The 26,819-nt window shown below is 37.8% G+C and carries 23 protein-coding genes and 2 pseudogenes; 12 read left to right on the top strand and 13 right to left on the bottom strand.

The window, feature by feature from the left end; all coding sequences use genetic code 11:
- Positions 1 to 56: 56 nt before the first annotated feature.
- From ADM90_RS17085 to cyoE, 3 genes are all read left to right on the top strand, one after another.
- Entirely contained in the window at positions 57 to 614 is a 558-nt protein-coding gene (locus ADM90_RS17085) for a hypothetical protein (protein WP_053996130.1), read from the top strand.
- 33 nt (positions 615 to 647) lie between these two features.
- On the top strand, positions 648 to 1,301 hold the full coding sequence (locus ADM90_RS17080; RefSeq protein WP_053996129.1) for an alpha/beta hydrolase: 654 nt from the start codon (positions 648 to 650) through the stop codon (positions 1,299 to 1,301).
- A gap of 295 nt (positions 1,302 to 1,596) precedes the next feature.
- On the top strand, positions 1,597 to 2,547 hold the full coding sequence (gene cyoE, locus ADM90_RS17075; RefSeq protein ID WP_053996128.1) for a heme o synthase: 951 nt from the start codon (positions 1,597 to 1,599) through the stop codon (positions 2,545 to 2,547).
- Between the two features lie 19 nt (positions 2,548 to 2,566).
- On the opposite strand, the gene ADM90_RS17070 is transcribed toward cyoE, so the two are convergent.
- The 6 genes from ADM90_RS17070 to ADM90_RS17045 form a co-directional block, all read right to left on the bottom strand.
- Complete coding sequence (locus tag ADM90_RS17070) at positions 2,567 to 3,301, bottom strand: metallophosphoesterase (RefSeq protein WP_053996127.1); 735 nt, start codon at positions 3,299 to 3,301, stop codon at positions 2,567 to 2,569.
- A 178-nt stretch (positions 3,302 to 3,479) separates the two neighbouring features.
- The gene (locus ADM90_RS17065) at positions 3,480 to 3,929 is read right to left on the bottom strand and encodes a helix-turn-helix transcriptional regulator (RefSeq protein ID WP_053996126.1); all 450 of its coding nucleotides are present in this window, start codon (positions 3,927 to 3,929) and stop codon (positions 3,480 to 3,482) included.
- Between the two features lie 135 nt (positions 3,930 to 4,064).
- Positions 4,065 to 4,469, bottom strand: a complete 405-nt coding sequence (locus tag ADM90_RS17060) for a hypothetical protein (protein ID WP_053996125.1) — start codon at positions 4,467 to 4,469, stop codon at positions 4,065 to 4,067.
- 115 nt (positions 4,470 to 4,584) lie between these two features.
- Complete coding sequence (locus ADM90_RS17055) at positions 4,585 to 5,919, bottom strand: hemolysin family protein (protein WP_053996124.1); 1,335 nt, start codon at positions 5,917 to 5,919, stop codon at positions 4,585 to 4,587.
- A 32-nt stretch (positions 5,920 to 5,951) separates the two neighbouring features.
- Positions 5,952 to 6,293 (bottom strand): MerR family transcriptional regulator, encoded by a 342-nt coding sequence (locus ADM90_RS17050; protein WP_235473719.1) that lies wholly within the window; start codon positions 6,291 to 6,293, stop codon positions 5,952 to 5,954.
- A gap of 208 nt (positions 6,294 to 6,501) precedes the next feature.
- Positions 6,502 to 6,987, bottom strand: a complete 486-nt coding sequence (locus ADM90_RS17045; RefSeq protein ID WP_235473716.1) for a hypothetical protein — start codon at positions 6,985 to 6,987, stop codon at positions 6,502 to 6,504.
- Between the two features lie 197 nt (positions 6,988 to 7,184).
- Here ADM90_RS17045 and ADM90_RS25395 point away from each other — a divergent pair, with 197 nt between their 5' ends.
- From ADM90_RS25395 to ADM90_RS17035, 3 genes are all read left to right on the top strand, one after another.
- The gene (locus ADM90_RS25395; RefSeq protein ID WP_268766643.1) at positions 7,185 to 7,313 is read left to right on the top strand and encodes a hypothetical protein; all 129 of its coding nucleotides are present in this window, start codon (positions 7,185 to 7,187) and stop codon (positions 7,311 to 7,313) included.
- 155 nt (positions 7,314 to 7,468) lie between these two features.
- Entirely contained in the window at positions 7,469 to 9,556 is a 2,088-nt protein-coding gene (locus ADM90_RS17040) for a methyl-accepting chemotaxis protein (RefSeq protein WP_053996121.1), read from the top strand.
- A gap of 122 nt (positions 9,557 to 9,678) precedes the next feature.
- On the top strand, positions 9,679 to 11,766 hold the full coding sequence (locus tag ADM90_RS17035) for a methyl-accepting chemotaxis protein (RefSeq protein ID WP_053996120.1): 2,088 nt from the start codon (positions 9,679 to 9,681) through the stop codon (positions 11,764 to 11,766).
- A 127-nt stretch (positions 11,767 to 11,893) separates the two neighbouring features.
- Here ADM90_RS17035 and ADM90_RS17030 read toward each other — a convergent pair whose 3' ends face one another.
- From ADM90_RS17030 to ADM90_RS17015, 4 genes are all read right to left on the bottom strand, one after another.
- A complete protein-coding gene (locus ADM90_RS17030; RefSeq protein ID WP_053996119.1) occupies positions 11,894 to 12,466 on the bottom strand; it encodes a 5' nucleotidase, NT5C type in 573 nt (190 codons plus the stop codon).
- A 13-nt stretch (positions 12,467 to 12,479) separates the two neighbouring features.
- Positions 12,480 to 13,595 (bottom strand): flavodoxin-dependent (E)-4-hydroxy-3-methylbut-2-enyl-diphosphate synthase, encoded by a 1,116-nt coding sequence (gene ispG, locus ADM90_RS17025; protein WP_053996118.1) that lies wholly within the window; start codon positions 13,593 to 13,595, stop codon positions 12,480 to 12,482.
- 96 nt (positions 13,596 to 13,691) lie between these two features.
- A complete protein-coding gene (locus ADM90_RS17020; RefSeq protein WP_053996117.1) occupies positions 13,692 to 14,033 on the bottom strand; it encodes a hypothetical protein in 342 nt (113 codons plus the stop codon).
- A 52-nt stretch (positions 14,034 to 14,085) separates the two neighbouring features.
- Positions 14,086 to 14,604, bottom strand: coding sequence for a DUF1189 family protein (locus tag ADM90_RS17015; RefSeq protein WP_053996116.1), 519 nt, complete (start codon positions 14,602 to 14,604; stop codon positions 14,086 to 14,088).
- A 173-nt stretch (positions 14,605 to 14,777) separates the two neighbouring features.
- Between ADM90_RS17015 and ADM90_RS17010 the strand changes: the two genes are divergently transcribed.
- The 4 genes from ADM90_RS17010 (at position 14,778) to ADM90_RS16995 (ending at position 20,635) form a co-directional block, all read left to right on the top strand.
- Positions 14,778 to 16,409: a Na/Pi cotransporter family protein gene (locus ADM90_RS17010; protein ID WP_053996716.1), complete on the top strand. Its 1,632-nt coding sequence runs from the start codon at positions 14,778 to 14,780 to the stop codon at positions 16,407 to 16,409.
- Between the two features lie 69 nt (positions 16,410 to 16,478).
- Positions 16,479 to 16,958 (top strand): DUF456 domain-containing protein, encoded by a 480-nt coding sequence (locus ADM90_RS17005; protein ID WP_053996115.1) that lies wholly within the window; start codon positions 16,479 to 16,481, stop codon positions 16,956 to 16,958.
- 161 nt (positions 16,959 to 17,119) lie between these two features.
- Positions 17,120 to 17,725, top strand: a complete 606-nt coding sequence (locus tag ADM90_RS17000; RefSeq protein ID WP_053996114.1) for a superoxide dismutase — start codon at positions 17,120 to 17,122, stop codon at positions 17,723 to 17,725.
- Between the two features lie 705 nt (positions 17,726 to 18,430).
- Positions 18,431 to 20,635: a peptidoglycan D,D-transpeptidase FtsI family protein gene (locus ADM90_RS16995; RefSeq protein WP_053996113.1), complete on the top strand. Its 2,205-nt coding sequence runs from the start codon at positions 18,431 to 18,433 to the stop codon at positions 20,633 to 20,635.
- A gap of 573 nt (positions 20,636 to 21,208) precedes the next feature.
- Here the strand turns inward: ADM90_RS16995 and ADM90_RS25190 are convergent.
- Positions 21,209 to 22,062: pseudogene (locus ADM90_RS25190) on the bottom strand (transposase); the annotation flags it as partial.
- Between the two features lie 321 nt (positions 22,063 to 22,383).
- On the opposite strand from ADM90_RS25190, the gene ADM90_RS16990 reads away from it, so the two are divergent.
- Positions 22,384 to 22,710 carry a hypothetical protein gene (locus ADM90_RS16990; protein WP_152928041.1) on the top strand — a complete coding sequence of 109 codons (327 nt, stop codon included), beginning with the start codon at positions 22,384 to 22,386 and terminating at the stop codon, positions 22,708 to 22,710.
- 565 nt (positions 22,711 to 23,275) lie between these two features.
- On the opposite strand, the pseudogene ADM90_RS16985 reads toward ADM90_RS16990, so the two are convergent.
- Positions 23,276 to 24,210, bottom strand: a pseudogene (locus ADM90_RS16985) (IS4 family transposase).
- 596 nt (positions 24,211 to 24,806) lie between these two features.
- On the opposite strand from ADM90_RS16985, the gene ADM90_RS16980 reads away from it, so the two are divergent.
- The gene (locus ADM90_RS16980; protein WP_053996111.1) at positions 24,807 to 26,540 is read left to right on the top strand and encodes a methyl-accepting chemotaxis protein; all 1,734 of its coding nucleotides are present in this window, start codon (positions 24,807 to 24,809) and stop codon (positions 26,538 to 26,540) included.
- Positions 26,541 to 26,624: 84 nt separating this feature from the next.
- Here ADM90_RS16980 and ADM90_RS16975 read toward each other — a convergent pair whose 3' ends face one another.
- On the bottom strand, positions 26,625 to 26,816 hold the full coding sequence (locus ADM90_RS16975; RefSeq protein ID WP_053996715.1) for a hypothetical protein: 192 nt from the start codon (positions 26,814 to 26,816) through the stop codon (positions 26,625 to 26,627).
- Between the last annotated feature and the right edge of the window lie 3 nt (positions 26,817 to 26,819).

The following is a 26,819-nucleotide window of genomic DNA, read 5'->3' as shown; positions in this document are numbered from 1 at the left end:
ACAATCATGGTATGATAAGAAGGAAATGATTTAGAGATATAAAGGACGGATTTGGGATGACACAAGAAGCGGCAAATGCATTTATTGAAAATGTATGTAATCATTTAGTACGCAATATGAATATAACAAAGGTGGAACAGCACTTTAACGAAACAATCGCTATGCAACGAGCATCAGCCACAACACAGCATGATTTTTGGGATATGCTGATGGTCAATATGCTGTACTTTACGGAAAATGAGCAGGCTTGGGAGCAAGTATTTCTCAACATGCTTCAGACGAAACAATGGCTAGCACCAGCCGTTCTCGAGGAAGAATTATTAATGCATCAAATGCGTATTCGTCAACAGGTTGCCACGCAAATGGAGACAGCCAAGGAATTATTCCATCAGCAATATGTGTCAGAGGTGATGACGGAGGAAGCCATTATTTATGATTACGCCTATAGCGCTGCTGGACATTCCATGCGGATGGATTTATTAACCGTGCTTGTTTCAACGCCTGAGCAGTCTAAAACCCTATTTGATGCAGACCCACAAGAAACGATTCGCATTGTCAATGGCTATATTGCTTACCATATAGATGGGCTTATTAATAAAACAAACTTACAATAATTAATTTGAGAGATATGAAAGGAATTAAATTGCATGAATACACCATTTACGTTTAAACATACACAGCCTACACAGATGGATGCTACGAAAAAATATCCTGCACTTTTTTTATTACACGGCATGGGTAGCAATGAGGATGATTTACCGCAATTAGTGCAAGATTTTCAACAGCAATGTCATATATTTAGTCTGAGAGGTCCTATTGCACAGAAGCCTGGTTATGCCTTCTTTACAATTCAAGAGATGGATCAACCCGATCGTGCGGTTTTCGATAAGGTGTTAGTGGCACTGCAACGCTTTCTACTAGAGGCAATTGACGAATATCAAATTGACCCACATCAAGTATTTGTCCTAGGCTTTAACCAAGGGGCTGTATTAGCGCAATCACTGGCCTTTGTCATGGGGAATCTAGTAACAGGCATCGTGGCATTAAGCGGCTATACACCAAAGTTTGTCACAGAGGAATATGCCATTCGTTCCATAGAGCATCTACAGGCCTTTATCTCTCATGGAGATTATGATTATATTATTCCTTCCCAATTAGGTATAGAAAGCAAAGAGATTTTTGAACAATTTGGTGCAACCGTTACCTTTAAGCAATATCCAGATGGACATGGTGTGACACCTGATAATTTACGTGACCTTGTTGCATTTTTAGCACAACAACTTCGACAAGATTTACAATAGCTCTAAAACCAAGGCAAAAGAACTGTCTTGGTTTTTTTGTACAAATAATTACTTTTCTTAAATAGTAATAACAAGAATCAAGCCAAGAAGGTTCAAATTCATGTCAGTCGATGGTATCATAGAAGATGTTGTGAATGGGGATGCTTTGTTAGATGGAAACATGTATTTTATGTGAACATGGAGACAGAACAAGGCAAAAAGGGGTAAAATCATTATTTGATGTGCTAGATGCAAATTTTGTCGCTTTCTATCAAAGAGAGTGTATAGAAATTATGGAGAAAAGGAATTAAGATGAATGGAACAGAACCTGAAAACGGAGCATAAGCTACAATCCTCCGAAAAAATACAAGAGAAGTCATCACGTTCTACAATTTTAGCGCAAACAGTTAAAACAGGCATTATCAAATCTAATTTAATACCAATGTGGGCTGGTTTAACGCTAGGCATGTACAAAAATAAGATGACATTTGTAGATAATATACCTGAAATTATTTTTTCAACAATTGGTTCTGCTCTTGTGATTGGGGCAGCGGGGGCCTTTAATAATGTCTATGATCGTGATATAGATGCCATTATGCCTCGAACGCAAAGTCGACCAACTGTAACAGGCGAAATGTCGGCTAAATCGACGTTAACATTAGCGATTGCGATGTTAGTTGTGGGGGTAGCAGTGTTGGCACTTGCCTCGCCATTAGCAGCTGCCTTTGGTTTATTAGGCGTATTTTTATATGTTGTGCCGTATACCATGTGGACAAAGCGTCGAACGATTTATAATACGGAAATTGGGAGTATTGGTGGAGCTGTACCCCCGTTAATTGGCTGGTCTGCTGTCTCGACAGACATTACACATCCTGCAATTCTTGGTCTATTTTTAGTGATGGTTATTTGGCAAATGCCGCATTTTTATGCCATTGCTATTCGTAAACATGCGGACTATGAAGCGGCTGGTGTGCCAATGCTTCCTGTTGTAAAAGGTATGCGTCGCACCTATTATCAAACGAACTTCTATTTAATTTTATTAATTTTATCAAGCTTTTTATTTGGTTCATTAAGTGTAGGTATTATGCTTGTGGCATTATTATTAAGCATTGCGTGGCTGATTATGAGTATTTATGGCTACCATCGCCATACAAATCAAGAAAAATGGGCGACAAAAATGTTTGTCTTTTCCCTGTTCCATATGACAATATTATTCGCAACCGTCATTGTCTACTCGTTAGTAGGTGTTATCTTTAAATTATATTGATGTAATAAAAACCAACAAGTTAGTCACTACTTGTTGGTTTTTTATTTTCCACTGAAAGGATTTTGCGACTCGGCCACTCAAAGGCATGTAATTGTCCACCAAAAACAGCACCACCATCAATACCAATAATATTATTTTCTCCAAAATAGACACGGTAATCAGTTGGATTATGGTGCAACCGATAGGTAGGGGTATGTCCAAAAATAACGGTTTTTTCTCCTTGATAGCCTGCATGAAATTCCTCACGAATCCATAGAAATTGCAGGGGGTCTGTTTCTGAGAGCGCCACACCTGGCACAACCCCACCATGCACAAAAATAACATCTTCTAATTCAATATATGTTTCAAAAGTTTCGATTAACTTTAAATGCTCTTCAAGCTTTGGCAATGTTTGAATAAAGCTCGGCAATGTCTGGTTTTGAATAGCCTCGTCAAAATCAGTCAATTGGTAGCCATAGCTTGCTAGTGTTGCCTCTCCACCGCAAAGTCCAACCCAATGGTTCCAAGGTTTAGTATGCCCTGAACGGCAGGCGTGGAGCATAATGGCTTCATGATTGCCCAGCAGCACCCGTGCACCCTGTGCCTGTAATTCACCAACTAAATTTAATACACCACTAGAAGCGGGGCCTCTATCAATATAATCACCGAGTAAAAAAAGTTGGTCTTTCATTGGATGATAGTTTGCTTTTAGGAGTAATTCTTCAAACATCGTTAATTCTCCATGTATATCACTAATTGCTAATATTCGATTCATGAACAAGCATCCTTTCCAATTGCAGAGCGGTACCAATAAGTATAAAGGGAATTTCTACAAATTTCGACTGCTCTAGCTTCTACTGCCTTTGCATCATAGAATATTGAAAGAAACCATTCTCTTATAGCATTATATGATAGATAATAATAACGCACGATTAATTTGTCTTGTAGAATGATTAATCCTTCAGTTTTTCCCAAGCTTGCTTAGCTATTTGTTCATCAAATGTTGAAACAAGGCGAAAATGGTGTTGATCTAAAATGCGATAATGCTGGCTAATCATATTTTGCTGAAGTCGAAAACCTTTATACTCACTAATATTCTTCCACCATATGTATCCACCCATTGTTCTTTCCTTTGGTTGCAATGTACCATGATTTGCAATTAAATCAACAACTTCGAGAGGGTCACCACCAAGCTCATGCTGTAAAATTGTGCTATCTCGACACAACGTACAAACAGCAACAGTGGTTGTCCAGCCAGCTAAAATACGACCTTTTTCAATTTGGACAAGTGTTTTTTTAGATAGTCCTAGAAGATCACTCATTTGATCTTGTGTAAAAGCTTTTTCTGTACGGATTAATTTCAGTTTTTCTGAAATGAGTGTGATTAATTGTTCACGATTCATCCTAACACCCCTTATTTTCAGATTGTTAAGTTCCATTATACATGAAAGTAAAAGATCCATGTTTTTTGTTTCGGCAGAGAGGAAGGATAAGAAAAGATAAAACAGACTGCCTACAAGAGAACAGTCTGTTGGATATTAAATTTCATATTTATTTGTATCGGAGATAACACGGAAATGAATGCCTGTAATTTGCGCACTTACTTTATGGCGGAGTGTATCAATATCCACGAGTTCTTCTCTATTTTTCACACACTCACCAATTTCCTGTAAAAGCTTTGTAAAGGCATCCTTAAACAAAGCACGCATATTATCGAAATCTAAGCTGCGAAAACTACCATCAATATCAAAGGCTTCCACGGAATTTAATTGCTTAGAAGCACCTGCAAAACGATCATCATATACAGTGTAGTTTTCATCAGTAACCACAATAATATATAATACTTCCCCCGTAATGGTTTTTAGTTCAATATTTGTTTTATGTTTTTTCACATCGGTAATAATATGAATGCCATCTGAATGGTAGAGTTTAAACAAAGTCATTTGTATAGCCCCCTGAAACTATAATAGTATTGTTAATATTTATTATATCCTAAAATGGCTAATAATGGAACAGGGGAGTAGGAATAGCTCTGCTCGAAGATTAGTCAAAAATTGGTTATGTTTGTGCTTCTGTGACGATGGCAGCACTTTTTCGTAAAGGTCTCACCTCAATATAATGAATTTGATGTCCTTGTTGTTCATAAATACTAAAAACATATGTGTCAAGTTCAATATTTTTTGATGCTCTAATCCCATTATTTACAGTTAAGAACCAGCCACCTAATGTTTCCACTTCTTCAGCATCCAATGTAATATTTAATAGTTTTTCTACATCTTCCACAAGCATTTTGGCATTTAATATATAATGCTGATCTGTAATTTTGCGAATATCTGCAATTTCATCGTCATCGAATTCATCGCGAATTTCACCAACAATTTCCTCTAAAATATCTTCAACGGTGACAAGACCAGATGTACCACCATATTCATCCATTAAAATCGCCATATGAATACGCTCTTTTTGCATCCGTACAAGCAACTCCTTAATAGGAATTGTTTCAATGACACGAATAACGGGATTGATAAAATTCTCCAATACTAACGTATCATCTGTGAGCTGTTCAAGTAAGCCATGGGTGAATAATTCTTTGGCATTAATAAAGCCTAAAATATTATCACGGTCTCCATCGTAAATAGGGTAGCGCGTATATTGTTCAGCAGCAATATGCTGAATAATATTCGTAAAGGATTCGTTTTGTTCAATCCCGATGATTTCTGTACGAGGAACCATAATTTCACGGGCAATACGTTCGTCAAATTCAAAGACATTATTGACATATTTAAGCTCAGATTTATTGATTTCACCACTTTTAAAGCTTTCGGATAACAGTAATCGCAATTCTTCCTCTGTATGTGAAAGCTCATGTTCACTTGCAGGCTTCATGCCGAATAGTCCTACCAACACGCGGGCAGAGCCGTTCAAGAACCAAATAAATGGATACATTACTTTATAGAAAAATATTATTGGTTTAGCAAAAAGCAGTGTAATCGTTTCTGCCTTTTGAATAGCGGCAGTTTTAGGCGCTAATTCACCTACAACTACATGTAAAAATGTTGCAATGGCAAAGGCTGAGCCAATCGTAAAGATCGTCATATACTTATCTGAAATGCCAATGATCTCAAATAATGGATGAAGCATAAACTCAAAGGTTTTTTCACCAACCATCCCGATGCCAAGCGCTGTTACCGTAATCCCTAATTGGCAGGCAGATAAATATTCGTCTAAATGATCGACAACATGCTTAGCAGCAAGTGCTTTTTTATTTCCTTCGACAACTAGTTGATCAAGCCTTGACGAACGTACTTTGACAATGGCAAATTCAGTGGCTACGAAAAAGCCTGTTAATGCTAATAGGATAATAAAAATGGTTAAGTTGATAATGGTCTCCAAATAGTCGTTCTGTAAAAACAGAACGTCACCTCCTAATGATGAATAAGTAAAAGTAAGGACTGCATTAATGCAATACTTGAGGGCGAAACGTTTTTCTTAATTATTTCAATTTTTTGATCGTCTTGATCGTTCATTTGTTCTAGCAACGAAGCTACATCCTGCTCTAGGTCTTGCATTTTTAAACGAAGCGTATGGACATCGATTTCTTCATAGGGTGTGATATTTAATTCCTGTTGAATTTCTATAAGTGAACGCCCTTGTTGTTTACGTTGCTCTATGAATTGAAGTCGCTTAATCATCGCTGGATCATAATAACGATAGTTTGTGGCAGAACGTTCTGCATCCAACAAGCCCATATTTGTATAATAATCAATTGTTCGTTTTGTAATGCCTGTTTGTTCTGCAAGTTCCCCAATTTTTAATTTCTCTGTCCCAAAGCGAACACCTCCAAACCATCACGTGATACTTTTATTATAACGTGATGGTTTTTGTTTATTCAAATATTAGGCATTGGTGTTTCATTATTAGTCGATTAAAAAAATAACGATTCTGCTATGGTTTTTAGCAGAATCGCAGCAACATTTACGGATGTAAGAAAGTATCATATAGCTGATAAAGAGCTTCCTCGCCACTTTGTTCTAAAATAATTTCATCCTTATAGCTTAGTGTAATGGTAGTGTGTGGGGGATCGAGCGTATCATCAGTAATTTTACAAATAACATTGACAATTCCAGCCTCAGCAAGCTTTTTTGTCATCTCCTGATCCCACGCTTGATCAGAAAATATCGGGGGTTGCCATGTGCCTCTCACATGTAGCTCATCTTTTTCGAGGTCATAATCCCAGCGGATGTCACGTAAAATAGTTTTAAATAGGTCATTAACTGTAAAAGTTGTGTCTCCATAGTTAATGGCCATAGCGCGTATAGCATGAACGTCGCGACTAACTGCACTGGCTGCGGAGTCTGCTGCTGCATTGATGCCGGAAGCTGCATCTTTAATTTCAGCGAAGCGCTCACCACAGCCTGACAGTAGTGCACACATACATGTTATCCAAGCTAACTTTGTCATCCATTTCACAAGTAGTCCCTCCAGTCTAGCAAGTTGTTACTACTATCTTAGCGAAAAGAAAAATACGAAGAAAGGGCATGAAAGCGGTAGATTGTGACGGTTTTGCAACGATACGACCTCCACTCGAATGTTCGATATTTGGGTAATATTAAAAACTGAAAATTTAGTAAAAAACAATGAGAAAGGGTGCGGTTGGTGTGAAAATTAATGATGAAATTCTTGAACGATTGGGAACATATTTTGTTTATCATGCTGTTTATGAAAATTATGGGATTACCTTTGAAAATTTTGTAGAACGATGGCTAAGAGGAATACTAGAAGTCTAGCTATTTTGGTCTTTAAATCTTTTTATAAAAGGATTAATTATCTACAAAAAAGTCATATATCCCCCTCTACTAGATGCTATTTTTACCATAGATAATGTTATAATCAACTTAATTCGTTATTTGGTTATTGCTTTAGATCTAGGGGGGACATACATATGAAGTTATTAGGGAAAATTCTCACAACTGTTATTGGCACAGTGTTTGTTGTATTTGCTGTGATAACCACTGTAAATATTTATCAAACGAACGACTTAACAAATGAGACAGCGCAAAAAATGGCTCAGGCAGAAGCCTCTGATAATGCCTATCAAATTCAAATTCAACTTGATTATGCGATGGATACAGCGCGCACGTTAGCAGCCAATTTAACGACAATGGTAGAGGAGCAAAAAGCTGATCGTGCTTTAACGGATGCTATGTTCCAGCGCATTTTGGTGGATAATGAGCAGTTTATGGGCGTTTGGTCTGTATGGGAGCCGAATGCCTTTGATGGACAAGATGAAAATTACATAAATACAGAGAGACATGATCCAACAGGGCGCTACCTGCCATTTTGGACGCGTGACGGCAATCGTATTGTTCATTCTCCTATTATGGATTATGATAGTTCTGATTTTTATTTACTGCCTAAACAAAAAGGACAAGAAATGATTTTGGAACCATTCGTTTATCCTGTTGCTGGCAAGGATGTCTTATTAACTTCCATCATTGTACCTGTTACGATTGATAATGATTTTAAAGGTATCGTTGCTGTGGACCTAAGCTTAGAAACATTAGCCGAATTAAGCCAACAAGTAAAACTATTTGATAGTGGCTTTGGCTCCCTTATCTCAAATGCAGGTATGCTAGTGACACATCCCAACAATGACTACGTGACAACGCCGTTAGCTGAGCATGAGGATTATACCTATATGAAGGATATACAGGCTGCCATTCAACAGGGACAAGCTTCTATCGTCCAAGATTTTTCTAGCTATTTACAGGAGGAAAGCTATATTGTCACTGCGCCCATTCATATTGGGAAAGCGGAAACACCTTGGTCATTACTTGTGACAGTGCCAACCAAAGAAGTGTTAGCACAAACAACAAAACTAACATGGACAATGATCATCATAGGTAGCGCCGGTATGATTTATCTTTTAATTGTGTTAACATGGCTTATTCGTCGTATTGTGCGGCCTATTACACTGACAGTGACACAGGTGCAGGCGATTGCAGATGGCAACTTAGCCGTAGAGCCATTAGCAGAGAAAAGCAAGGACGAGCTTGGTCAATTAGCACGAGCTGTCAATATTATGACAAGTAATACACGTACATTGATTCAAGAAGCAACGCAAATTTCCGATCAAGCTAGAGAATATAGTGATCGACTTATGTCCTCCACTAGTAATATGAGTGTTAGTATCGACCAAGTGCTCACAACAACAGGCGAGCTGGCAACGGGAGCCACTGTACAAGCAGAGCAAGCAGCCTCTACATTGGAAGTGACACAAGAGGTGGAGCAAAAATTACAAGCCATCCAAACAGCGATTAAGGAAATGACGCATCGCTCTCAGCAGACGACAGAGGCGTCTAAGCAAGGGTTGGTTCATGCAGAGCAATCTATTCAAGGCATGGAGGCCATGTCTGAGCAAGTGACATTAACAGCTAGTGTGGTTCAACAGCTTAGTGATCAGTCGACAGAAATTAATCGGATTTTACAAGTTATTGATGCCATAGCAGGTCAAACTGATTTGCTAGCACTGAATGCAGCAATTGAGGCGGCTCGTGCAGGTGAGCATGGGAAAGGCTTTTCTGTTGTAGCAGAGGAGGTACGCAAACTTGCTGAGGAATCCGCTAAATCGACGAGTCAAATTGCAGCAATTATTGATACAGTAGTGAAGGAGGCTGTGAAAGCAAGCGATGCCATGCAGCATGTCGTGGCGGCTGTCCAAACCAACACACACTATATTGATGCCAATAAACAAGCACTCGATGATATTTTACAACATATCGTTGATACGGTAGCGCAAATTGATGAGGTGACAACTGCCTCTCATTTAATTCAAAAGGAAACAGTAGAGGTAGTACGAGCAGTGGAAAATATGACAGCTGTTAGTGAGCAATCCTCAGCAGGAACGGAGGAGCTCTTAGCAACAATGGAGCAGCAAAATATAGCTGTACATGAGCTACAAGACATGGCAGAAAGCTTAACCACTATGACAAACTCCTTACAACAAACATTAGCAAAATTCCATTATTAATAAAAATAGTAACCGCATGTCATCTTGTACTGTATAAGATGATATGCGGCTTTATAAAAGAAAAATATCTGAAAATTCAGTCTCTGTAGTATGATGGTTCTATAGACAAGGAGTTGATGCGTATGAAATTATTACACAAAATTTTACTGGCAACATTATCAACAATGATCATTGTTTTCGTCATTATTTTAAGTGTCAATATTGTGAAAACCAATACATTAGCAGTGGATGATGCACGACAGCTGGCACAGTCACGCGCGTCTGAAAGTGCATACAAAATGCAGATTGAGCTCGATTATGCGATGGATACCGCAAGAACGTTAGCCTCTAATCTCGAAACGATGGTAGCTAAGCAGAAGGGCGATCGTGACTTAGCAAACGATATGTTCCGACAATTATTGGAACAAAATAATACATTTCTTGGCGTTTGGACTGTTTGGGAGCCGAATGCCTTCGATGGACAAGATGAACACTTTGTCAATCAGCAGGGGCATGATGCAACAGGTCGCTTTCTTCCTTATTGGGCACGTAGTAGTAACGGAGTAACAGTTACCCCGCTTGAAGACTATGATACAAGCGATTACTATGTATTGCCTAAAACGCAAAAGCAAGAGGTTATTTTAGAGCCACTTACTTACCCAATTGATGGACAAGAGGTACTGATGACTTCAACAGCTATTCCGATTCAAGTAGATGGGCAGGTCGTTGGCGTTGTGGGCATTGATATCAGTTTAGAAACGTTAGTTGCGATTAACAGTGAAATTGTATTATATGATACAGGCTATAGTGCAATTGTGTCACATACTGGGATGTTTGTGGCTCATCCATCTTCCGATTATGTTAATAAATCACTAGATGAAATGACAAAATATAAACAATTAGATAAAATTTTAGCTGCTATTGAACAAGGGAAGCCCTATATAGTAGAGGATTATTCATCTTATTTACAGGAATCTTCCTTTATTGCTATTTCTCCAATTCAAATTGGCCAAACAGCTACTCCATGGGCATTGCAGGTTATCATCCCAGCCGATGAAGTTAAAGCAGGGGCAAATGAAGCGATGTGGCTATCCATTATATTAGCAATTATTGGTATTATTGTGTTAGTAGTAGTCATTATTTGGATTGCTCGACGTATTGTTAGGCCTGTGATTCAGACGGTGGAGCAGGTCAAAACGATTGCCGCTGGAAACTTAGCCGTGGAACCATTGCAGGTGCATACAAAGGATGAGATTGGTGAGCTTGCAGAGGCCATGAATCATATGACCGACAATATGCGTGAGCTGATTCAAGCAGCTACGCGTATTTCTAGCCAGGTACATGTATATAGTGATGAACTCCAATCTTCTACGAATGATATGAGCATTAGTATTGACCAAGTCTTAACGACAACTAGCGAGCTGGCGACAGGTGCTACCATCCAAGCGGAGCAAGCCACAACAACATTGGAGGTTACACAGGAGGTTGAGCAAAAGTTACAAACGATTCAAACGGCAATTGAGGAAATGTTAGCATATTCTCAGCAAACAACCGAGTCCTCCAAGCAAGGATTGGTTCATGCAGAACAGTCCATTCAAGGGATGGGGGAGATGTCAGAGCAGGTGACATTAACAGCTGAGGTGGTACAGCATCTTAGTGAACAGTCAACAGAAATTAATCGGATTTTGCATGTTATTCATGCGATTGCCAGTCAAACTGATTTACTAGCACTGAATGCAGCCATTGAAGCAGCTCGTGCGGGTGAGCATGGCAAGGGCTTTTCAATTGTGGCAGAGGAAGTACGCAAGCTTGCCGAAGAATCTGCCAAATCCACCAATCAAATTGCAGCGATTATTGATATGGTGGTAAAGGAAGCAGCAAAGGCGAGCGAGGCGATGCAAAGCGTTGTACTTGCTGTCCAAACCAACACACACTATATTGATGCCAATAAACAGGCACTTGATGCAATTTTACAGCATATTGTGGATACAGTGGCACAAATTAATCATGTAACAGCCGCTTCTGGTACCATTCAAAAGGAAACACAAGAGGTTGTGCGCGCAGTCGAAAATATGACAGCCGTGAGTCAACAGTCCTCAGCGGGTACAGAGGAGCTACTGGCAACGATGGAACAACAGAATTTAGCGGTTCATGCGATTAATAGTAAGGCACAGCAATTGGCATCTACGGCTGATTCTTTGCATCTAGCCCTTGCTAAATTTCAATATTAAACATACTGACAAAGGGCTGTGCAAAAAGATTTTCACTTTCTGCACAGCCCTTCTTCTATAGAGGAATTCGCCAAAGAAGTGGTCACATTTAGGGGTTCAGTTCACCCGTTGCTAACCGTTCTTTTCTTTATTTAAAATAATTTGTAATAAATTGATTGGCTTCCTGCCAGTTATAGACACGTACAACATTATCAGGCACAGTAAGACGATTATAAGGCGTATCAAATAACACAACAGGTATTTGGAGCTCCTCAGCTAGCATAACGGCATTGTCATGTTTATCTTCAAAGAAAGCCTCAATGTCATATTTTTTTGCAGCAGCTAGTTTATCATGACTGCCTAGCAGCTCGATATGATCATAGGGAATCGCTTGTGTTTGAAACCAATCCACCGTAATATCGGCTACATTTTCGCCTCGTGCGGAAATATAGTAAAGCTCAAAATTATTTTTCCAAGCTGTTAAAATAGTTTTGGCATCCTTTGCCACCTCAGATACTTTATACATATAAGGCTCATTTTCCTTAAACCATGTATTAAATGCACTACGATCGACAGGATGTGGGAACGCAGATAAAAAATCATATTCACACACATCATCAAGTGTAATATTAACATTATATTGTTTATTAATATGTGGAATCAGTGTACTTGGACATGTGACAGTTCCATCAATATCAATCCCAAAGCGGGGCTTTTGCATACTTAGCACCTCCTTAGGCATTTGCCTGTTGTGCCTCTTCAGCTGCTCGTTTTTCTTCCATTTCTGCTGCTAATTTATCAATTTCTTTTTTTAGCTCTTCCACCATTGTTTCTTCTGGTACTTTACGGACTGTTTTCCCCTTCATGAATAACAAGCCTTCGCCACGAGCACCAGCGATACCGATATCGGCTTCTCGTGCTTCTCCAGGACCGTTTACGGCACAGCCAAGCACAGCTACTTTTAACGGCACATTTAACGTCGAAATATATTCCTCTACTTCATTTGCAATCGAAATTAAGTCAATTTCAATACGTCCACATGTTGGGCAGGAAATGAGTGTTGCCATATTAGAAGCTAGACCAAAAGATTTTAACAGCTCACGCGCTACTTTTACCTCTTCTACAGGGTCAGCCGAAAGAGAGATACGCAATGTATTCCCAATACCTTTTGATAGGATAGCTCCAAGTCCTGCTGCTGATTTTACGGTACCAGCAAATAGCGTACCTGATTCAGTAATACCTAAATGTAGCGGGTAATTAAAGGCCTTAGAAGCTTTTTCATAGGCTTCAATAGCAAGATTTACGTCAGATGCTTTCATCGATACGATAATATCGTGGAAGTCCAAGTCTTCCAAAATTTTAATATGGTGAAGAGCCGACTCAACCATACCATCTGCTGTAGGATAGCCGTATTTTTCTAAAATATGACGCTCTAATGAACCAGCATTTACACCAATACGGATTGGTATACCTTTTGCTTTGGCTGCATTGACAACCGCTTCTACTTTTTCTTTACGACCAATATTACCTGGGTTAATACGTACTTTATCAATACCATTTTCAATGGCTTTTAATGCTAATCTATAGTCAAAATGAATATCAGCTACTAATGGAATATGGATACGTTTTTTAATTTCAGCAATCGCATCTGCTGCACGTTCATCTGGTACAGCAACACGAACAATCTGACAGCCTGCTTCCTCAAGACGAAGAATTTCCGCAACTGTTGCTTCTACATCATGTGTTTTGGTTGTACACATACTTTGAATGAATAATTCATTACTACCACCAATTGTTAAGTTACCGACACGTACAGGACGTGTATTTGAACGGTGACAAATTTCACTCATTAACTTTCTCTCCTTTTCGGGCCTCTATTTTCAGCCGTCACTGTCATTTATTTTAGCAGTGTAAGAAAATAAGAACAAGGAAGAAACGCTAACTTTTCATTTTCCGCAGTTATTAGCCAATTCAAACGAGAGAGGAAGCTTAATATGTTCACCAGGACTGATTTCCTGTAATTGTAAATGTGGATTTAATTGATAAAAAAGCTGTAAACGCTCAGGGAAGGTCATGGGTACTTTTGCGGGATGTAGGGCAAATAAGCTATGGATCGTGTCGCCTTCAATCGTTTGTACCGTAATATAATGTGGCTCTTTTTCACAAAGTGATGTTGTTGCTGTATTTTTTGTTTGTAAGGCTGTTAGTGGTATGGACCCTTCTGTTAAATCTACTTTTACTACAAAGGCAATCACAATAATAATGGCTGTTAAGATAAGCGCTCGCAAAAAATCCCCTCCTTTTCTACACTATATTGAGCAGAGAGGGGATTCATGCACATTATTTTGCGATTGGTTGTTTTGGATATTTTGTAAAGGCTACAATTAATAGAATAATTGTTAAAAATAAAGAAATCACAGAGATAATGGCATTATGAATGGGTAAATAGTCAGCTAGCATGGACAATAAAGTTGCCCATGTTATGGCAAAGGTTGTTGTTCGCCATATATGACGATATTCGCCGCGACGCTTCATGATTTTTAAGATAAATAAACCTGCTAGCGCATAGATCGCAATTTGTGCAAAAATAAGCAGCGTTGTCACAACAAAAAGCATAAGGAAGGTAAATGGATATAAGAGCCACTTAATGCCTTCTATGTATTCAGTTAAGCCATTGAAACTGCTCATATCAAAAGTATCCACAGACATTCCTGCCGCAAACCGGCCTAAAGAAAATACGGTTACAATGGTAATGAGTAGAAAGGTATATTGAATAACTTTTCCAATAGGTAGTAAACGATAGGCTGCTAGTTTTTTAGGATGAATAAGACTATCAATAAAAAGCTGTGAGTGTTTCATACTATATCTCCTCCAATCGATATTTTAACATGTTCAAGGGGGACAAGGTATGAAAGAAAGATATTCATGATAAAATGTTAACATTATGTAAAGAAATAAGGAGATTTCTTTACTTTTTGTTTGTCATCCTTTAATGATTACAAATAGAGATGTAGGAATTGGAGCGAAAACAATTGATAATAGATTGGCAAAGTTTATTTTTTCAGTTTTTAGGCGGGCTAGGAGTCTTTTTATTTTCCATTAAATTTATGGGGGATGGACTGCAAAAGTCAGCAGATGATCGCTTACGTGAATGGTTAAATCGCTTTACAACTAATCCGTTTATGGGCGTTTTAGTTGGCATATTTGTGACGGTTTGTATTCAATCAAGCTCTGCTACAACGGTTATTACAGTAGGCTTGGTTAGTGCAGGCTTTTTAACATTGCGTCAAGCAATCGGTGTTATAATGGGCGCCAATATCGGTACAACAATTACAGCCTTTATTATCGGCATTGATATTGGCATTTATTTTTATCCTTTATTAGCAATTGGGGCAGGCTGTTTATTCTTCTTCAAAAAAGCTGCTTATCAACATATGGGACAAATCGTATTTGGCTTTGGGGGCTTATTTTTAGGATTAGAGTTGATGAGTACGAGTATGCAATCCCTTCATAAGCTTGCCAATTTTACGTCACTAACACTTCATTTAAGTGAACAACCAATAATTGGTATATTTTTAGGAACATTATTGACATTGCTTGTGCAAAGCTCTACCGCAACAGTAGGAGTACTGCAAGGTTTATATGCCGAGCATCTAATTGACTTAGATAGTGCATTACCGATTTTATTTGGTGAAAATATTGGCACGACTGTGACAGCTGTTTTAGCGTCACTTGGTGCTTCCATCTATGCAAAACGAGCAGCCGCGGTACATGTTCTGTTTAATGTGATTGGGACGATCATTTTTATGATACTTTTCACACCTTTTCTCCACTATGTCCAGTGGGTTAGTGAATTGTTCCATTTAGAGCCTCGCATGCAAATTGCGATGGCACACGGCTCATTTAATGTATTTAACATGATGATACAGCTTCCCTTTATCACGGGACTGGCCGCCTTGGTCACGAAATTGCTGCCAGGACATGATGGCAATATTAATGTGACCACAAAGCATTTAGACCCCGCCTTTATTGATTCATCTCCAGCGATTGCACTTGGTCAAGCAAAAGAGGAAGTGTTACGCATGGGTGAGCATGCCCTACGTGGGTTAGAAGAAACCTTTCTCTATATGAAGACAGGAGAAGCGGAGCATATTCCAAATGTTGTCCAATTAGAGGCAGGCTTAAATCATTTAGACGATGAAATTACAAACTATTTAGTGATGGTGTCTAAACAGCCGCTTTCTCGTGCAGACTCAGTAAGGCATCATACATTATTAACGAATGTCCGAGACTTTGAACGAATTGGGGATCATTTTGAAAATATTTTAGAGCTATTACAATACAAGGCACATCACGAGGTCAGCTTAAGCAAATCAGCACGACAGGATTTAATTGGTATGTTTAGCTTAGCTATTGAGGCTGTCCGAAAAAGTGTGGAGGCATTGGATACTGCAAGCTTAAGCTTAGCACAAGAGGTAACGGAGCTGGAAAGCTTGATTGATGATATGGAGGATAAATTGCGCCAAAAGCATATTGCTAGGTTAAATACCAATGAATGCAGTGGAGCGGCAGGAATGGTTTATATGGATATTGTTAGCAATTTGGAGCGTATTGGGGATCATGCGGTAAATATTGCAGATTCTATTTTGGGCATTCGTCATTAGCAGGTTGAAACTTTTGGCTTTATGATTGCGTATAAAAGACAATACACAATCAAAAGGGAGAGAATCTTGATGGAAGTGATTGGCTGGATTTTAGTAATTGCCTGCTTTATGATTTCGTTTATTGGCTTAGTATATCCCATTATTCCAGGTGTACTGTTTTTACTTGGTGGATTTTTAGTATATGGCTTATTTTTCTCATTTGCTGAGCTAAGCTGGTGGTTCTGGGTAATTGAAATTCTATTTGTGGTGCTATTATTTGGCGCTGATACGGTGGCAAATGCATTTGGTATTAAAAAATTTGGCGGCTCCAATGCAGGTATGTGGGGCAGCACCATTGGTTTATTAATCGGTCCTTTTGTGATCCCCGTGGCAGGGATTTTAATCGGTCCCTTTTTAGGGGCAGTCATTGCAGAACTGATTGTGGAGAAACGCACATTTAGTGAGGCTGTTAAAAGTGGTGTGGGCTCCTTAATTGGGTTTTTAACATCCACAGTTGCGAAGGCAGTTATTCAAATTGTAATGATTATTCTATTTTTTATTGTGATTTAAGGTTTTGTGAAAAAGCAAAAAGGGTAGAATAGTAAACGTATCGGTTTTTCAGTCAAAAGGCTGAAATCGACAAATTGAAGGTTTTTTCGTTGAATGGTTTGACCAATTTTGATAATCTAAGAATGTACTAATTATTTCTTATTTTAGGGAGGAACTTAACAATGGCTTATGAATTACCACAATTAACTTACGCTTATGACGCATTAGAACCACATATCGATGCAAAAACAATGGAAATCCACCACACAAAACACCACCAAACGTATATCACAAACGTGAATGCTGCACTAGAAGGTACAGAATTTGCAGATAAAGATGTAAATGAATTAATTGCAAACCTTGATGCACTTCCAGCCGACAAACAAACAGCAGTACGTAACAATGGTGGCGGACATGCTAACCATACATTATTCTGGGAAGTAATCGCACCAGGTGGTTCAAATACACCAGTTGGTGAAGTAGCAAAAGCAATCGATGCTAAATTCGGTTCTTTCGATGCTTTCAAAGAAGAATTTGCAAAAGCTGCTACAACTCGCTTTGGTTCAGGTTGGGCTTGGTTAATCGTTGATGGTGACTCAGTTGCTGTTACGTCTACTCCAAACCAAGACTCTCCAGTAATGGAAGGCAAAACACCAATTTTAGGCTTAGATGTTTGGGAGCATGCTTACTACTTAAACTACCAAAACCGTCGTCCAGACTATATCGGTGCATTCTGGAATGTGGTAAATTGGGATGTAGTAGAAGAGAAATTCCAAGCAGCAAAATAATGATTATCTTCCTGTAACTAAGTCTTTCCCCATCTTCTAAAGTTGGTTCCTGCTGATACTAAGTTGGTACCCGAAGTAAGGGTAAGAGGTTAGATTGGAAGATGATTGAGGACCGCGCTCGTACAATTTTTGTACGTGGTGCGGTTCTTTTTTTATTGGCTAAATACAGTCATATCAAGGGTTTGGCAAGATTTGTAACGTTGGCTATCGTGCATTTCCCCTCGCTTAAATCTACTCTCTTATCCATACTTCAGGGAAGAACTTAATATCATTTTTGCGCCTAAAAATGACCGCGCTAAGCTCTAAAATCTGCAATCTTAAGCCTATTTCGGGGAAGAACTTAATTACAGATTATTTTTAAGGGAAATAGCGATAAAGCCAGTAGTGGTAAGGGTTTGGTGGGATTTTGGGGGAGGGAAGAACTTAATTACAGGAATACAAATAATGATCAAGCAATGGACTATGCCAACAGTTTTGGCATAGTCTTTTTTTGTTGTGGTGGATAAAAAGGCAAAAATGACAGATCGAATAAAGAATCAGACGAATAGAGAAACAAAAGTGATGCATAGCATCCAAAAAGGCACTAGAAGAGCAACCTTTCGTGATGAAGTACCGTCAAATAAATGATGTTTTCAATCTTTGCCTACGAATGATATACTAGGTGTCGTGTATTGAAATGATTACAAGATAAGGAGGGGAATACATATGCGCAAAGCACCAGGAAAAAATCGCGCGGCGAGTGTTAAAGCAAAACATCATTCTAATTTAACATTTCGTATGAATATCCTTTTCTTTGCAATATTTATTGTATTTTCAATGTTAATTTTTAGACTCGGTTATATGCAAATCGTGAAAGGGGAAGAGTACGTACGGTTTTTAGAGAGTAAAGAGGAAGTTCCTGTAAATACAAGTGTGCCAAGGGGCCGTATGTACGATCGTTACGGGCGTATTTTAGTCGATAATCACCCTGAAAATGCCGTTACCTATACGAAAATGCAAACAACGACAACAGAGGAAATGCTGAAAATCGCTGAGAAGCTAGCCCAATTAATGGAGCAGCCGACAAACCGTGTGACGTTGCGTGATAAACAGGATTTCTGGATACTTAAAAACCATGATGCTGCCTACGAAAAAGTGACAAAGGCTGAAGAAGACAAGATTCGACAAAAAGAAGATATAACAACAAGTCAAATCAATGCAGAGATTGATAAACTTGTACGTGAGCGTATTACAAATGAAGAGCTTTTACAATTGACAGCGGAAGATTTAGAAGTATTAGCTATCTATCGAGAGATGGCATCTGGTTATAATTTATCACCTCAAATTATTAAAAGTGAAAATGTGTCGGCAGATGAATTTGCCCGTGTATCAGAGCGTTTAACAGAGCTACCAGGCGTCAACACAACAACAGATTGGAAGCGTGTAAAATTATCGTCCTTATCTATTCTTGGCCGTACAACTGTCCCAACAAAGGGGATACCAAAAGAAAGGCTTGATTATTATTTAGCACGTGGCTATTCACGGAATGACCGTGTTGGGGAAAGTTATATTGAAGCGCAATACGAGGAATTATTACAAGGTCAAAAAACAGTTGTAAAAAATATTACGAATAAGAAGGGACAGGTAGTTGATACGGTTACAACTTATGAAGGGGAGCCTGGTAAAGATTTAGTTTTAGCATTGGATAGTGAGCTACAAGCAGAAACCGATAAAATTGTGGAAGAAGAACTGCTTAAATTAAAATCACAAGGGGCCTCGTCTTTACTTGATCGTGCCTTTTTAGTAATGATGGACCCAAATACAGGCGATATTTTATCAATGGTTGGTAAAAAAATAGAAAAAAATCCCGAAACAGGAAATAATGAAGTTGTTGATTATTCGTATGGCACCTTTACAACAGCTTATGAGGCAGGTTCTGCAGTTAAGGCAGCAACATTATTAACTGGTTACAGTCAAGGGGTCATTACACCAAATACTGTATTAGGAGATGAACCGATCTGGTTGAAGGGTACTGATGCCAAAAAATCAATTTTTAATCACAATAGCTATATTTCAATGGATGGTTTAAGAGCCTTGGAGCAATCTTCAAACGTTTATATGTTTAAAACAGCTCTACTTATTAATGGAACACCATATAGTTATATGATGCCACTTCTTTTAAATGAAAATACATTCCCGAAAATGCGTAATTCTTACGCAAGATTTGGGTTAGGTGTAAATACAGGAATTGATTTACCAAATGAGTTTAGTGGTGTAAGAGGTTCTTCCGGCCCAACCGATGGTGGGAAAATACTTGACTTAGCGATCGGACAATATGATACGTACACACCATTACAATTAGCACAGTATATTTCGACAGTAGCAAATGGTGGTTATCGTATTCAGCCACATGTTGTCAAAGAAGTGCGTAAACCATCAAAAGATGGACAAACGTTAGGTCAATTAGTAACAGAAGTTGGACCAAGGATTTTAAATCAAATTGATAACCCTAAAGAAGAAATTGATTATGTAAAACAAGGGCTTCGTCGTGTCTATACAGGTGCAAGGGGTACAGCTAAAAGACAATTTGAAAATGCACCATATACAGCGGCAGGGAAAACAGGAACAGCTGAAGTAATATACTATGGGGATTTACGACAATATTGGGGTACGTATTCACTTACTTATACTCATGTTGGCTTTGCTCCGTATGAAAACCCTGAAATTGCCTATGCCGTAGTTATTCCTTGGGCATCAACAAATCCTAATCAACCATTTTCAGCTAATAGTGACATTGCGAGAAAAGCTCTGGATAAATATTTCGAGTTAAAAGCAAAATATCAAGCTGAAAAAGTGACGGCTAGTGATGTTAAACAACCGATTTTACCAACTATTACAACAGACAAAATTGGTGAAGATGCGGAAGAATAAGAGAAACCGCTAGCGTCTTCTGATGCTAGCGGTTTTTAGGTTGCAGAGTATTACTAACAGAAGGTCTATGAATATTATTAACTCTAAATGAGTAAAAAAGCTTCAAATAATTTCGAACAAACAAAATGAAAAGACAGAATATACTCTTTGGTTAAAATGAAAGTTCTCCCACAACCATCCATCTAAGGAGTGTATCTGTCTGTTGAATAGATTAACATATCACCAACAAATCAACAAAGCTTGTTTTACGGTATTTGCCCCATTTTATCGATGGAATCTGGAGCATTGAGTTCACAGGTAAATTAACAGAAATCCATGCCTTTAGTCACCATCCAAAGGATCGTACAACCCTTGAGTACTTTCTGAAGAATAATCCATGGAATGAAACCTATCTTCTACAACAAAACCCAGCAATATGTGCAGCAAAAGATCGCTATAAATGAGCAAGGATGCTGAAAAACGTACAGTTTTTTTATTGTGGAAAGAGTTTAACTTTAAAAAAGACAACTTCTTGATTCATACCGAACAGAAAGTTGTCTTTTTCTATTCTCCATTAACTATTTTTTCTTTTAAAAATGTAATAATTCGTTTCAAATTCACGGTGAAAATGGCTGTTGCACCTTGACTTTTCTTTCCTGTCCGTGCTTTGTGAATGGCCGTGTACCCAGCTTTACACACATACCATATTAGCATCTTTATTAAACTCAAATCCATCTTCTTTTTTTCGTTCACCTTGTGTGATTTGTGGATTTAGTTTAGATATAAGTGGGACTTCTTCTTTTTACATACTGGATATTGTTTTTTCAGAATAATCTGTATCATTAGTCATGCCTGTTTTTTTACTTTTTTCAACTAATTTTTGAAGGTCTTTTTCATCACTCTTCTCGGCAGTAGTTACTACCGCAGCTGTTATTATTCATTCGTCACAATATGTGTTTTAAAATCAAAGAAAGAAGAATCTGCAATTGGTTCTGTCGAATAACTTAACTGCCCTCATAATCTTGTACCACTTCTTTTAGAACATTTAGTTTTTCTTTTACAGCTGGAATCATCTCAATTTGAGGTTGAGATTCAACTACCTCGATGACTTGACGGCAGTAATACACTTTATTATTTATTTCGTTAGAATTTGTCTTTGATGAGAAACTTTCTTTCATCGATTTGATAAACAGCTTTTCTTACATTTTTTGATTTCTCTTGTAAAAATTCTATAGCTGATTTTTGATTATAGCGTGCTTTTGTATGGGTGGCATCCACGATTATTATTTTATTTTTAATGACTTCTTTCTCTATAACAATCTCTATAATTTTGCAATGAGCATATCTAATAAGCTCATATCTTGGAAACGGAACTTACGGAATTTTGTCAGTGAACTTGGATTAATGACATAGTCTTCTGATGTCATACTTAAGAAATATTTAAACGCACTAGGTCGCATTAAAATAATACAATACTTCTATCAAATCTAAATTTTTCGTAATTTAATCTAGGTGTAAAAAATCCTTTATAATGGTTAGGTGGTAGTAACCCATCCAAATTCAATGCATCTATTGTACTAGTTATTATTACGAGCGCCGCCAAAAAATGGCGGTATATATGGCGTGAATTGGCGTGAATTGATTATTGAATTGGTTATATTATCCATGGTAAAATTAAGTTAACTCGAGGGTGAATTAATATGCTTAAGCAGAATTATATTTATTTTAAAATAACTAAAAACTATATTGGTATAAAGGGAGTACATGTTATGAAAATATCTAAAGTATTTACAGGTTTAGTTGTTTGTGGAGTCCTAATGTTTCCAGGAGCATTGACATCGACATCCTCAGCTAAAGAACTTAATTCTTCAATCTCATCTGAAACAATTAATTTTTCATCAGGAAATGAAGAAAAACAATTAGTTAATACTACAGCTCCATCAGCATTTATACATGGTGTAAATTTAAAATATTATGAAGGAGAAACATATTATTATACCATGACGAAAAATGGTAAAAGATATAGTGGAACTTTATATTACCAATCTAAAAATAGTAGTGGATATTGGTATACTGGATGGATGGCTGAAAGATAAACCAATAAAAGCTCATAACTAAAAAGTAAGGTAATTTGAATATACGAGTCGAGTCTTAAAGTATGATGGTTTTGACACTTATATAATATTAAACTCGTCCCCAGAATAGTAGATAATTTAAAAGTGATATGTCCCTATTTAGATAAACAGATTTTGTTTTTAATCTGTCTACCTAATAGGGGTATATTATTGTTAGGTAGTATCTAACAATTAAGTACAGTTCTGTATCTTAATTTGATTGTAGTAAATGCCATCATAAGTTGCTTAATTTAAGGCTAGACCTTTGTCAATTTATTGCGCTCAACTAACAATTATTCTTTTTTTTTTAGTTTTAGAGCGGATGCATCTATTTTAAAATTGTTTAATTGTGATGTAATATTTATTTTAGAGCACTATGTTGCATAAAAATTAACTGGATTTTCTGTTTTTTATTTTACTTGTAAGAAGAAAAACGAAGACATCTAAACAGAGGTAGTAATCATCCATTTTTTTACTATACCCTTTGGCGCGTATGTTAGAGACAGACAACCCTTTATGGGACAGCTTTCCCTGCAATTTTTCGAATCTAGTTATGTGCTGGTTTCCACGGTGCCGCTTTTAAGTATCGACTGATTTGTAAGTACGTTCGTGCGCTATTGGTATGAAGTTGAGCCAGTATATGTAAGCAGTAGACAATCATGGCGATGTACACTTGATTATGCACAGCTTGTTTAGCTCCTGCCGTAGAATTTTTTGATATTCAAGTGGTTACTTCATCCATTTGAAAAACAACTCGATGGCCTAGCGTGATTTGTACAGTTCAGCGATTTCGTCTGTACGTAAGTCAAAGCTATTGATGATCAAAGGGAGCTCGTTTCCTTCTGAGTCTAGGATATTGATGCGACGAAAGAGATGTTCAGCGCGGTTTTGAGATGTCCCAATGACTATTATTTCATCTGTTAATACAGTTGAATCTTCAGGTAGTTCAAACGTACCTAGTACACGTGTGACGGCGTTTTTCTGTAAACGCGACACAAAAAAATAGCCGTCATCTGTCATATGGTCAAACCCCTCATAGCCCAAGTAGCCACGGTCAAAGACATACATGCATTCTTTATCATCTATCAACACTTCTAATTGAACATGATCATGTTTTTTGCGTTTGTCTGGATGGGAACAGTTTTTTCTACATAAACAAGGCGTAATTGCAGCTTGATGCCTGACTTCGTTTTACGGAATTCAATCCATCGATGGTTGTTCAGACTCAATGGCAACGTACTAGAGTTAATGATTTGAATTCGTTGCTTTTTGTAGGTCATCTGAAAACAGCGTATCACTGACCACATGCAGACTTTCGATTTCATTCAGTTGTGCAAATAACAATAATTTCAGAAATGAAGCCATGAGCAGCTTCTTTGTATAATGATTTAATTGGTGGATTTTAATCAGTTTCTCCATTGGTGTAGTCGAAATAGGGAAAAGCCATTGTTCAAATGATGTTTTTCGCGCAAGCTTACCCATGTGATTGTCCTTTATTTTGGATTTAGATAGTCTTACCATCATCCAACCATTATAAAGGTTTTTTTATGCATAAATCATATTATAGAAAATTCAGTTTTACTTATGGCGTTGAACTATTTTAATACCACGCTAGTGATTAAATATAAAATCTGTTTTTCACGATATTTAATGCTAAGTAGGAAATAGCAATTCGAATAAATTTAAAGTCTTGTTACTTTCGGGCTCTAATCAAGCTGTTAGAGGGGAATATGTTAAAATATAGAAAAAGTTGATGTTAATTAGTACTAGAAAGCTTTTATGATTTAGGTTGAATTTTATCTAGGATAGTCAATTTTACCAGCCATTACAGAAGAAAAAATTGGTGAAGATGAGCAGGAATAAACCTTATATGAAAGTGGATTTGGAAAATAAACTTTTCCGAATCCACTTTTATTTTTTTATGCTTTTCAAGACTAGTTATAAAATTTATTTGGTGTTACGCTTTAAAATGGAATGTTTAGTAGTAGATAACAATGTCGTATAATTTATTAAATAAATTGTCATAAATAGACTTTGGGGCATTCGTAGGGTATTTAGAAATAACAGGGGGAATGAGGATGTGGGGGAGTATTCAGAAAAAGATGACACTCTATTTTTCAATTGTAGTGTTCATTACGTCTGTGTTGATTGCATGGTCTACCTACCATTCTTCAATTCGACTAATTGAAGAATCGTTAAGCAATGTAGCGGGCACGATCGCTATGCAGTCACTCAATAAGATTGATATAGAGAGATATGAGCAAGAGATTACATTACAAGCAGCGGATCATGATCTAGCATACTATTCTGAGTTGCGCGAAACGCTAAATGAATATCGCGAGTCAACAGGTCTTGTCTATTTATATACAATGGGGCGTGCACAAACAGACAAAGGCTATGATTATTTTTATTTGGTAGATGGATTACCAGTCGGGGATGAGGATGAATCCCTTTTGGGCGAAAAAGAAGATAGCCCTGAGATTCTTCCGAGAATCGAAAAAACCTTTCAAACAGGCAAGATGCAAATTGAAATGACAAATGAAGAGTCGTATGGGGCACTAGTTTCAGCATATATTCCCATCAAAGCAAGCTCAGGAGCAGTAATCGGAGTGATTGGCGCTGATTTAGACGCGACAGCCATTTATACAGATATGGCAAAACAAAAAAGAAATTTAATGCTCTTTATCGGGGGGGCATTTTTAGTCAGCATGATTGTGGTTTATAGCTTAAGCTACTATCTTGTAGCACCATTAAAAAAGCTTGCCCAACAGGTTCACAAAATGGGAGAAGGTGATTTATCAATAGCGATTCACACAGATAGATCCGATGAAATTGGTACGTTAACAACCGCCTTTCAAAAAATGACCCATCATTTGAAGCAGGTGATTCAAGGCATTCATCAGCATTCCTCGAACCTTTCTGCCATGTCTAGCCATCAATTTGGGCAGATGGAAGAAATCAAGCGGGGTAATGATATTGTAGAGAAAACAATGACAGACTTGGCTTTAGGCTCAGAGGAGCAGGCTGCAACAACGGTTGACCTTTCTGAAATGATGAAGGATTTTACAACGCAAATAGATGATGCCAATCAAAAGGGGACTATGCTACATACAGAGTCTGTAGATGTGCTTGCATTAACAGAACAAGGCTTTACACATATCATAGAGGCAGAAAAGCAGATTACGATTCTTTATAAAAGTGTTGAGGAGTCGGTGGAACAAGTGAAGACGTTGGATCATCAATCAAAGGATATTTCTAGCTTGGTGCAGGTGATTGAAGGGATTGCAGAACAAACAAATTTATTGGCATTAAATGCTGCGATTGAAGCGGCTCGTGCAGGTCAGCATGGGAAAGGATTTGCCATTGTAGCGGATGAGGTACGAAAGCTAGCAGAAGAGGTAAAAAGCTCTATTGGCGATATTACTGCTATTGTTTCGGGTATTCAAGAGAAGTCCAGCGAGGTGGTTAAGACACTTGAGCTAGGTTACGAGCAGGCAGATAAAGGGACGAATACGTTAAAGGAAACAGGTGAAACCTTCCAGCGAATTTATAAAGCGGTGGAGCAAATGCAGCAGCAAATTCAAGGAATTGCTTATGATGTACGAAGTATTTCAGAGCGCGGTAGTCATATGAATGATGCCATTGAAAATGTGGCTGCGGTGACAGAAGAGGCACAGGCAGGGGTGGAAAATACCTCCGCATTGATGCAAAAATCCAATATAGCCATGGCTGATATTGTGCATAATTCGGAGGAGCTTGTAAAAATTGCTGATGAGCTTAATCAATCTGTCGCGAAATTTAAATTACAATAGAAGTAAAGAGGGCGTTTGCTAAAGCTTTAGCAAACGCCTTTTATCATAATGAAGAAGTACAACGATTTAGTGTATAAACAAGCTTTACGCAGATAGTTGCTGAATGGCTAATTCAAATTGCTCCTTTGGCTTTACTCCATAAAGCTCTATATTATGATAGAAATAAGACGCCATCATAAAATTAATAGCCTCCTGTAACGTGAGCTCTCGACGCTCCATTACGAGTGATAAATATGTTTTAAAATAATCGGCATTTTGTACATTTGCATGTTTCATCAC

The sequence above is a fragment of the Lysinibacillus macroides genome (assembly GCF_001281525.1).
Classification (GTDB): domain Bacteria; phylum Bacillota; class Bacilli; order Bacillales_A; family Planococcaceae; genus Lysinibacillus; species Lysinibacillus macroides.
This window is presented reverse-complemented; position numbering and strand designations above follow the sequence as displayed.

Excerpts from the sequence above, each read along its gene's own strand:
- ADM90_RS17000 (WP_053996114.1), top strand. The coding sequence starts at position 17,120 with ATGGCTTATGAATTACCACAATTAACTTACGCTTATGACGCATTAGAA.
- ADM90_RS17070 (WP_053996127.1), bottom strand. The coding sequence starts at position 3,301 with ATGAATCGAATATTAGCAATTAGTGATATACATGGAGAATTAACGATG.
- ADM90_RS17030 (WP_053996119.1), bottom strand. The coding sequence starts at position 12,466 with ATGCAAAAGCCCCGCTTTGGGATTGATATTGATGGAACTGTCACATGT.
- ADM90_RS16980 (WP_053996111.1), top strand. The coding sequence starts at position 24,807 with ATGTGGGGGAGTATTCAGAAAAAGATGACACTCTATTTTTCAATTGTA.
- ADM90_RS17060 (WP_053996125.1), bottom strand. The coding sequence starts at position 4,469 with ATGACTTTGTTTAAACTCTACCATTCAGATGGCATTCATATTATTACC.
- ADM90_RS17015 (WP_053996116.1), bottom strand. The coding sequence starts at position 14,604 with ATGAAACACTCACAGCTTTTTATTGATAGTCTTATTCATCCTAAAAAA.
- ADM90_RS17040 (WP_053996121.1), top strand. The coding sequence starts at position 7,469 with ATGAAGTTATTAGGGAAAATTCTCACAACTGTTATTGGCACAGTGTTT.
- ADM90_RS16995 (WP_053996113.1), top strand. The coding sequence starts at position 18,431 with ATGCGCAAAGCACCAGGAAAAAATCGCGCGGCGAGTGTTAAAGCAAAA.
- ADM90_RS16975 (WP_053996715.1), bottom strand. The coding sequence starts at position 26,816 with ATGAAACATGCAAATGTACAAAATGCCGATTATTTTAAAACATATTTA.
- ADM90_RS17065 (WP_053996126.1), bottom strand. The coding sequence starts at position 3,929 with ATGAATCGTGAACAATTAATCACACTCATTTCAGAAAAACTGAAATTA.
- ADM90_RS17035 (WP_053996120.1), top strand. The coding sequence starts at position 9,679 with ATGAAATTATTACACAAAATTTTACTGGCAACATTATCAACAATGATC.
- ispG (WP_053996118.1), bottom strand. The coding sequence starts at position 13,595 with ATGAGTGAAATTTGTCACCGTTCAAATACACGTCCTGTACGTGTCGGT.
- ADM90_RS17005 (WP_053996115.1), top strand. The coding sequence starts at position 16,479 with ATGGAAGTGATTGGCTGGATTTTAGTAATTGCCTGCTTTATGATTTCG.
- ADM90_RS17080 (WP_053996129.1), top strand. The coding sequence starts at position 648 with ATGAATACACCATTTACGTTTAAACATACACAGCCTACACAGATGGAT.
- cyoE (WP_053996128.1), top strand. The coding sequence starts at position 1,597 with ATGGAACAGAACCTGAAAACGGAGCATAAGCTACAATCCTCCGAAAAA.
- ADM90_RS17085 (WP_053996130.1), top strand. The coding sequence starts at position 57 with ATGACACAAGAAGCGGCAAATGCATTTATTGAAAATGTATGTAATCAT.
- ADM90_RS17045 (WP_235473716.1), bottom strand. The coding sequence starts at position 6,987 with ATGACAAAGTTAGCTTGGATAACATGTATGTGTGCACTACTGTCAGGC.
- ADM90_RS16990 (WP_152928041.1), top strand. The coding sequence starts at position 22,384 with ATGAAAATATCTAAAGTATTTACAGGTTTAGTTGTTTGTGGAGTCCTA.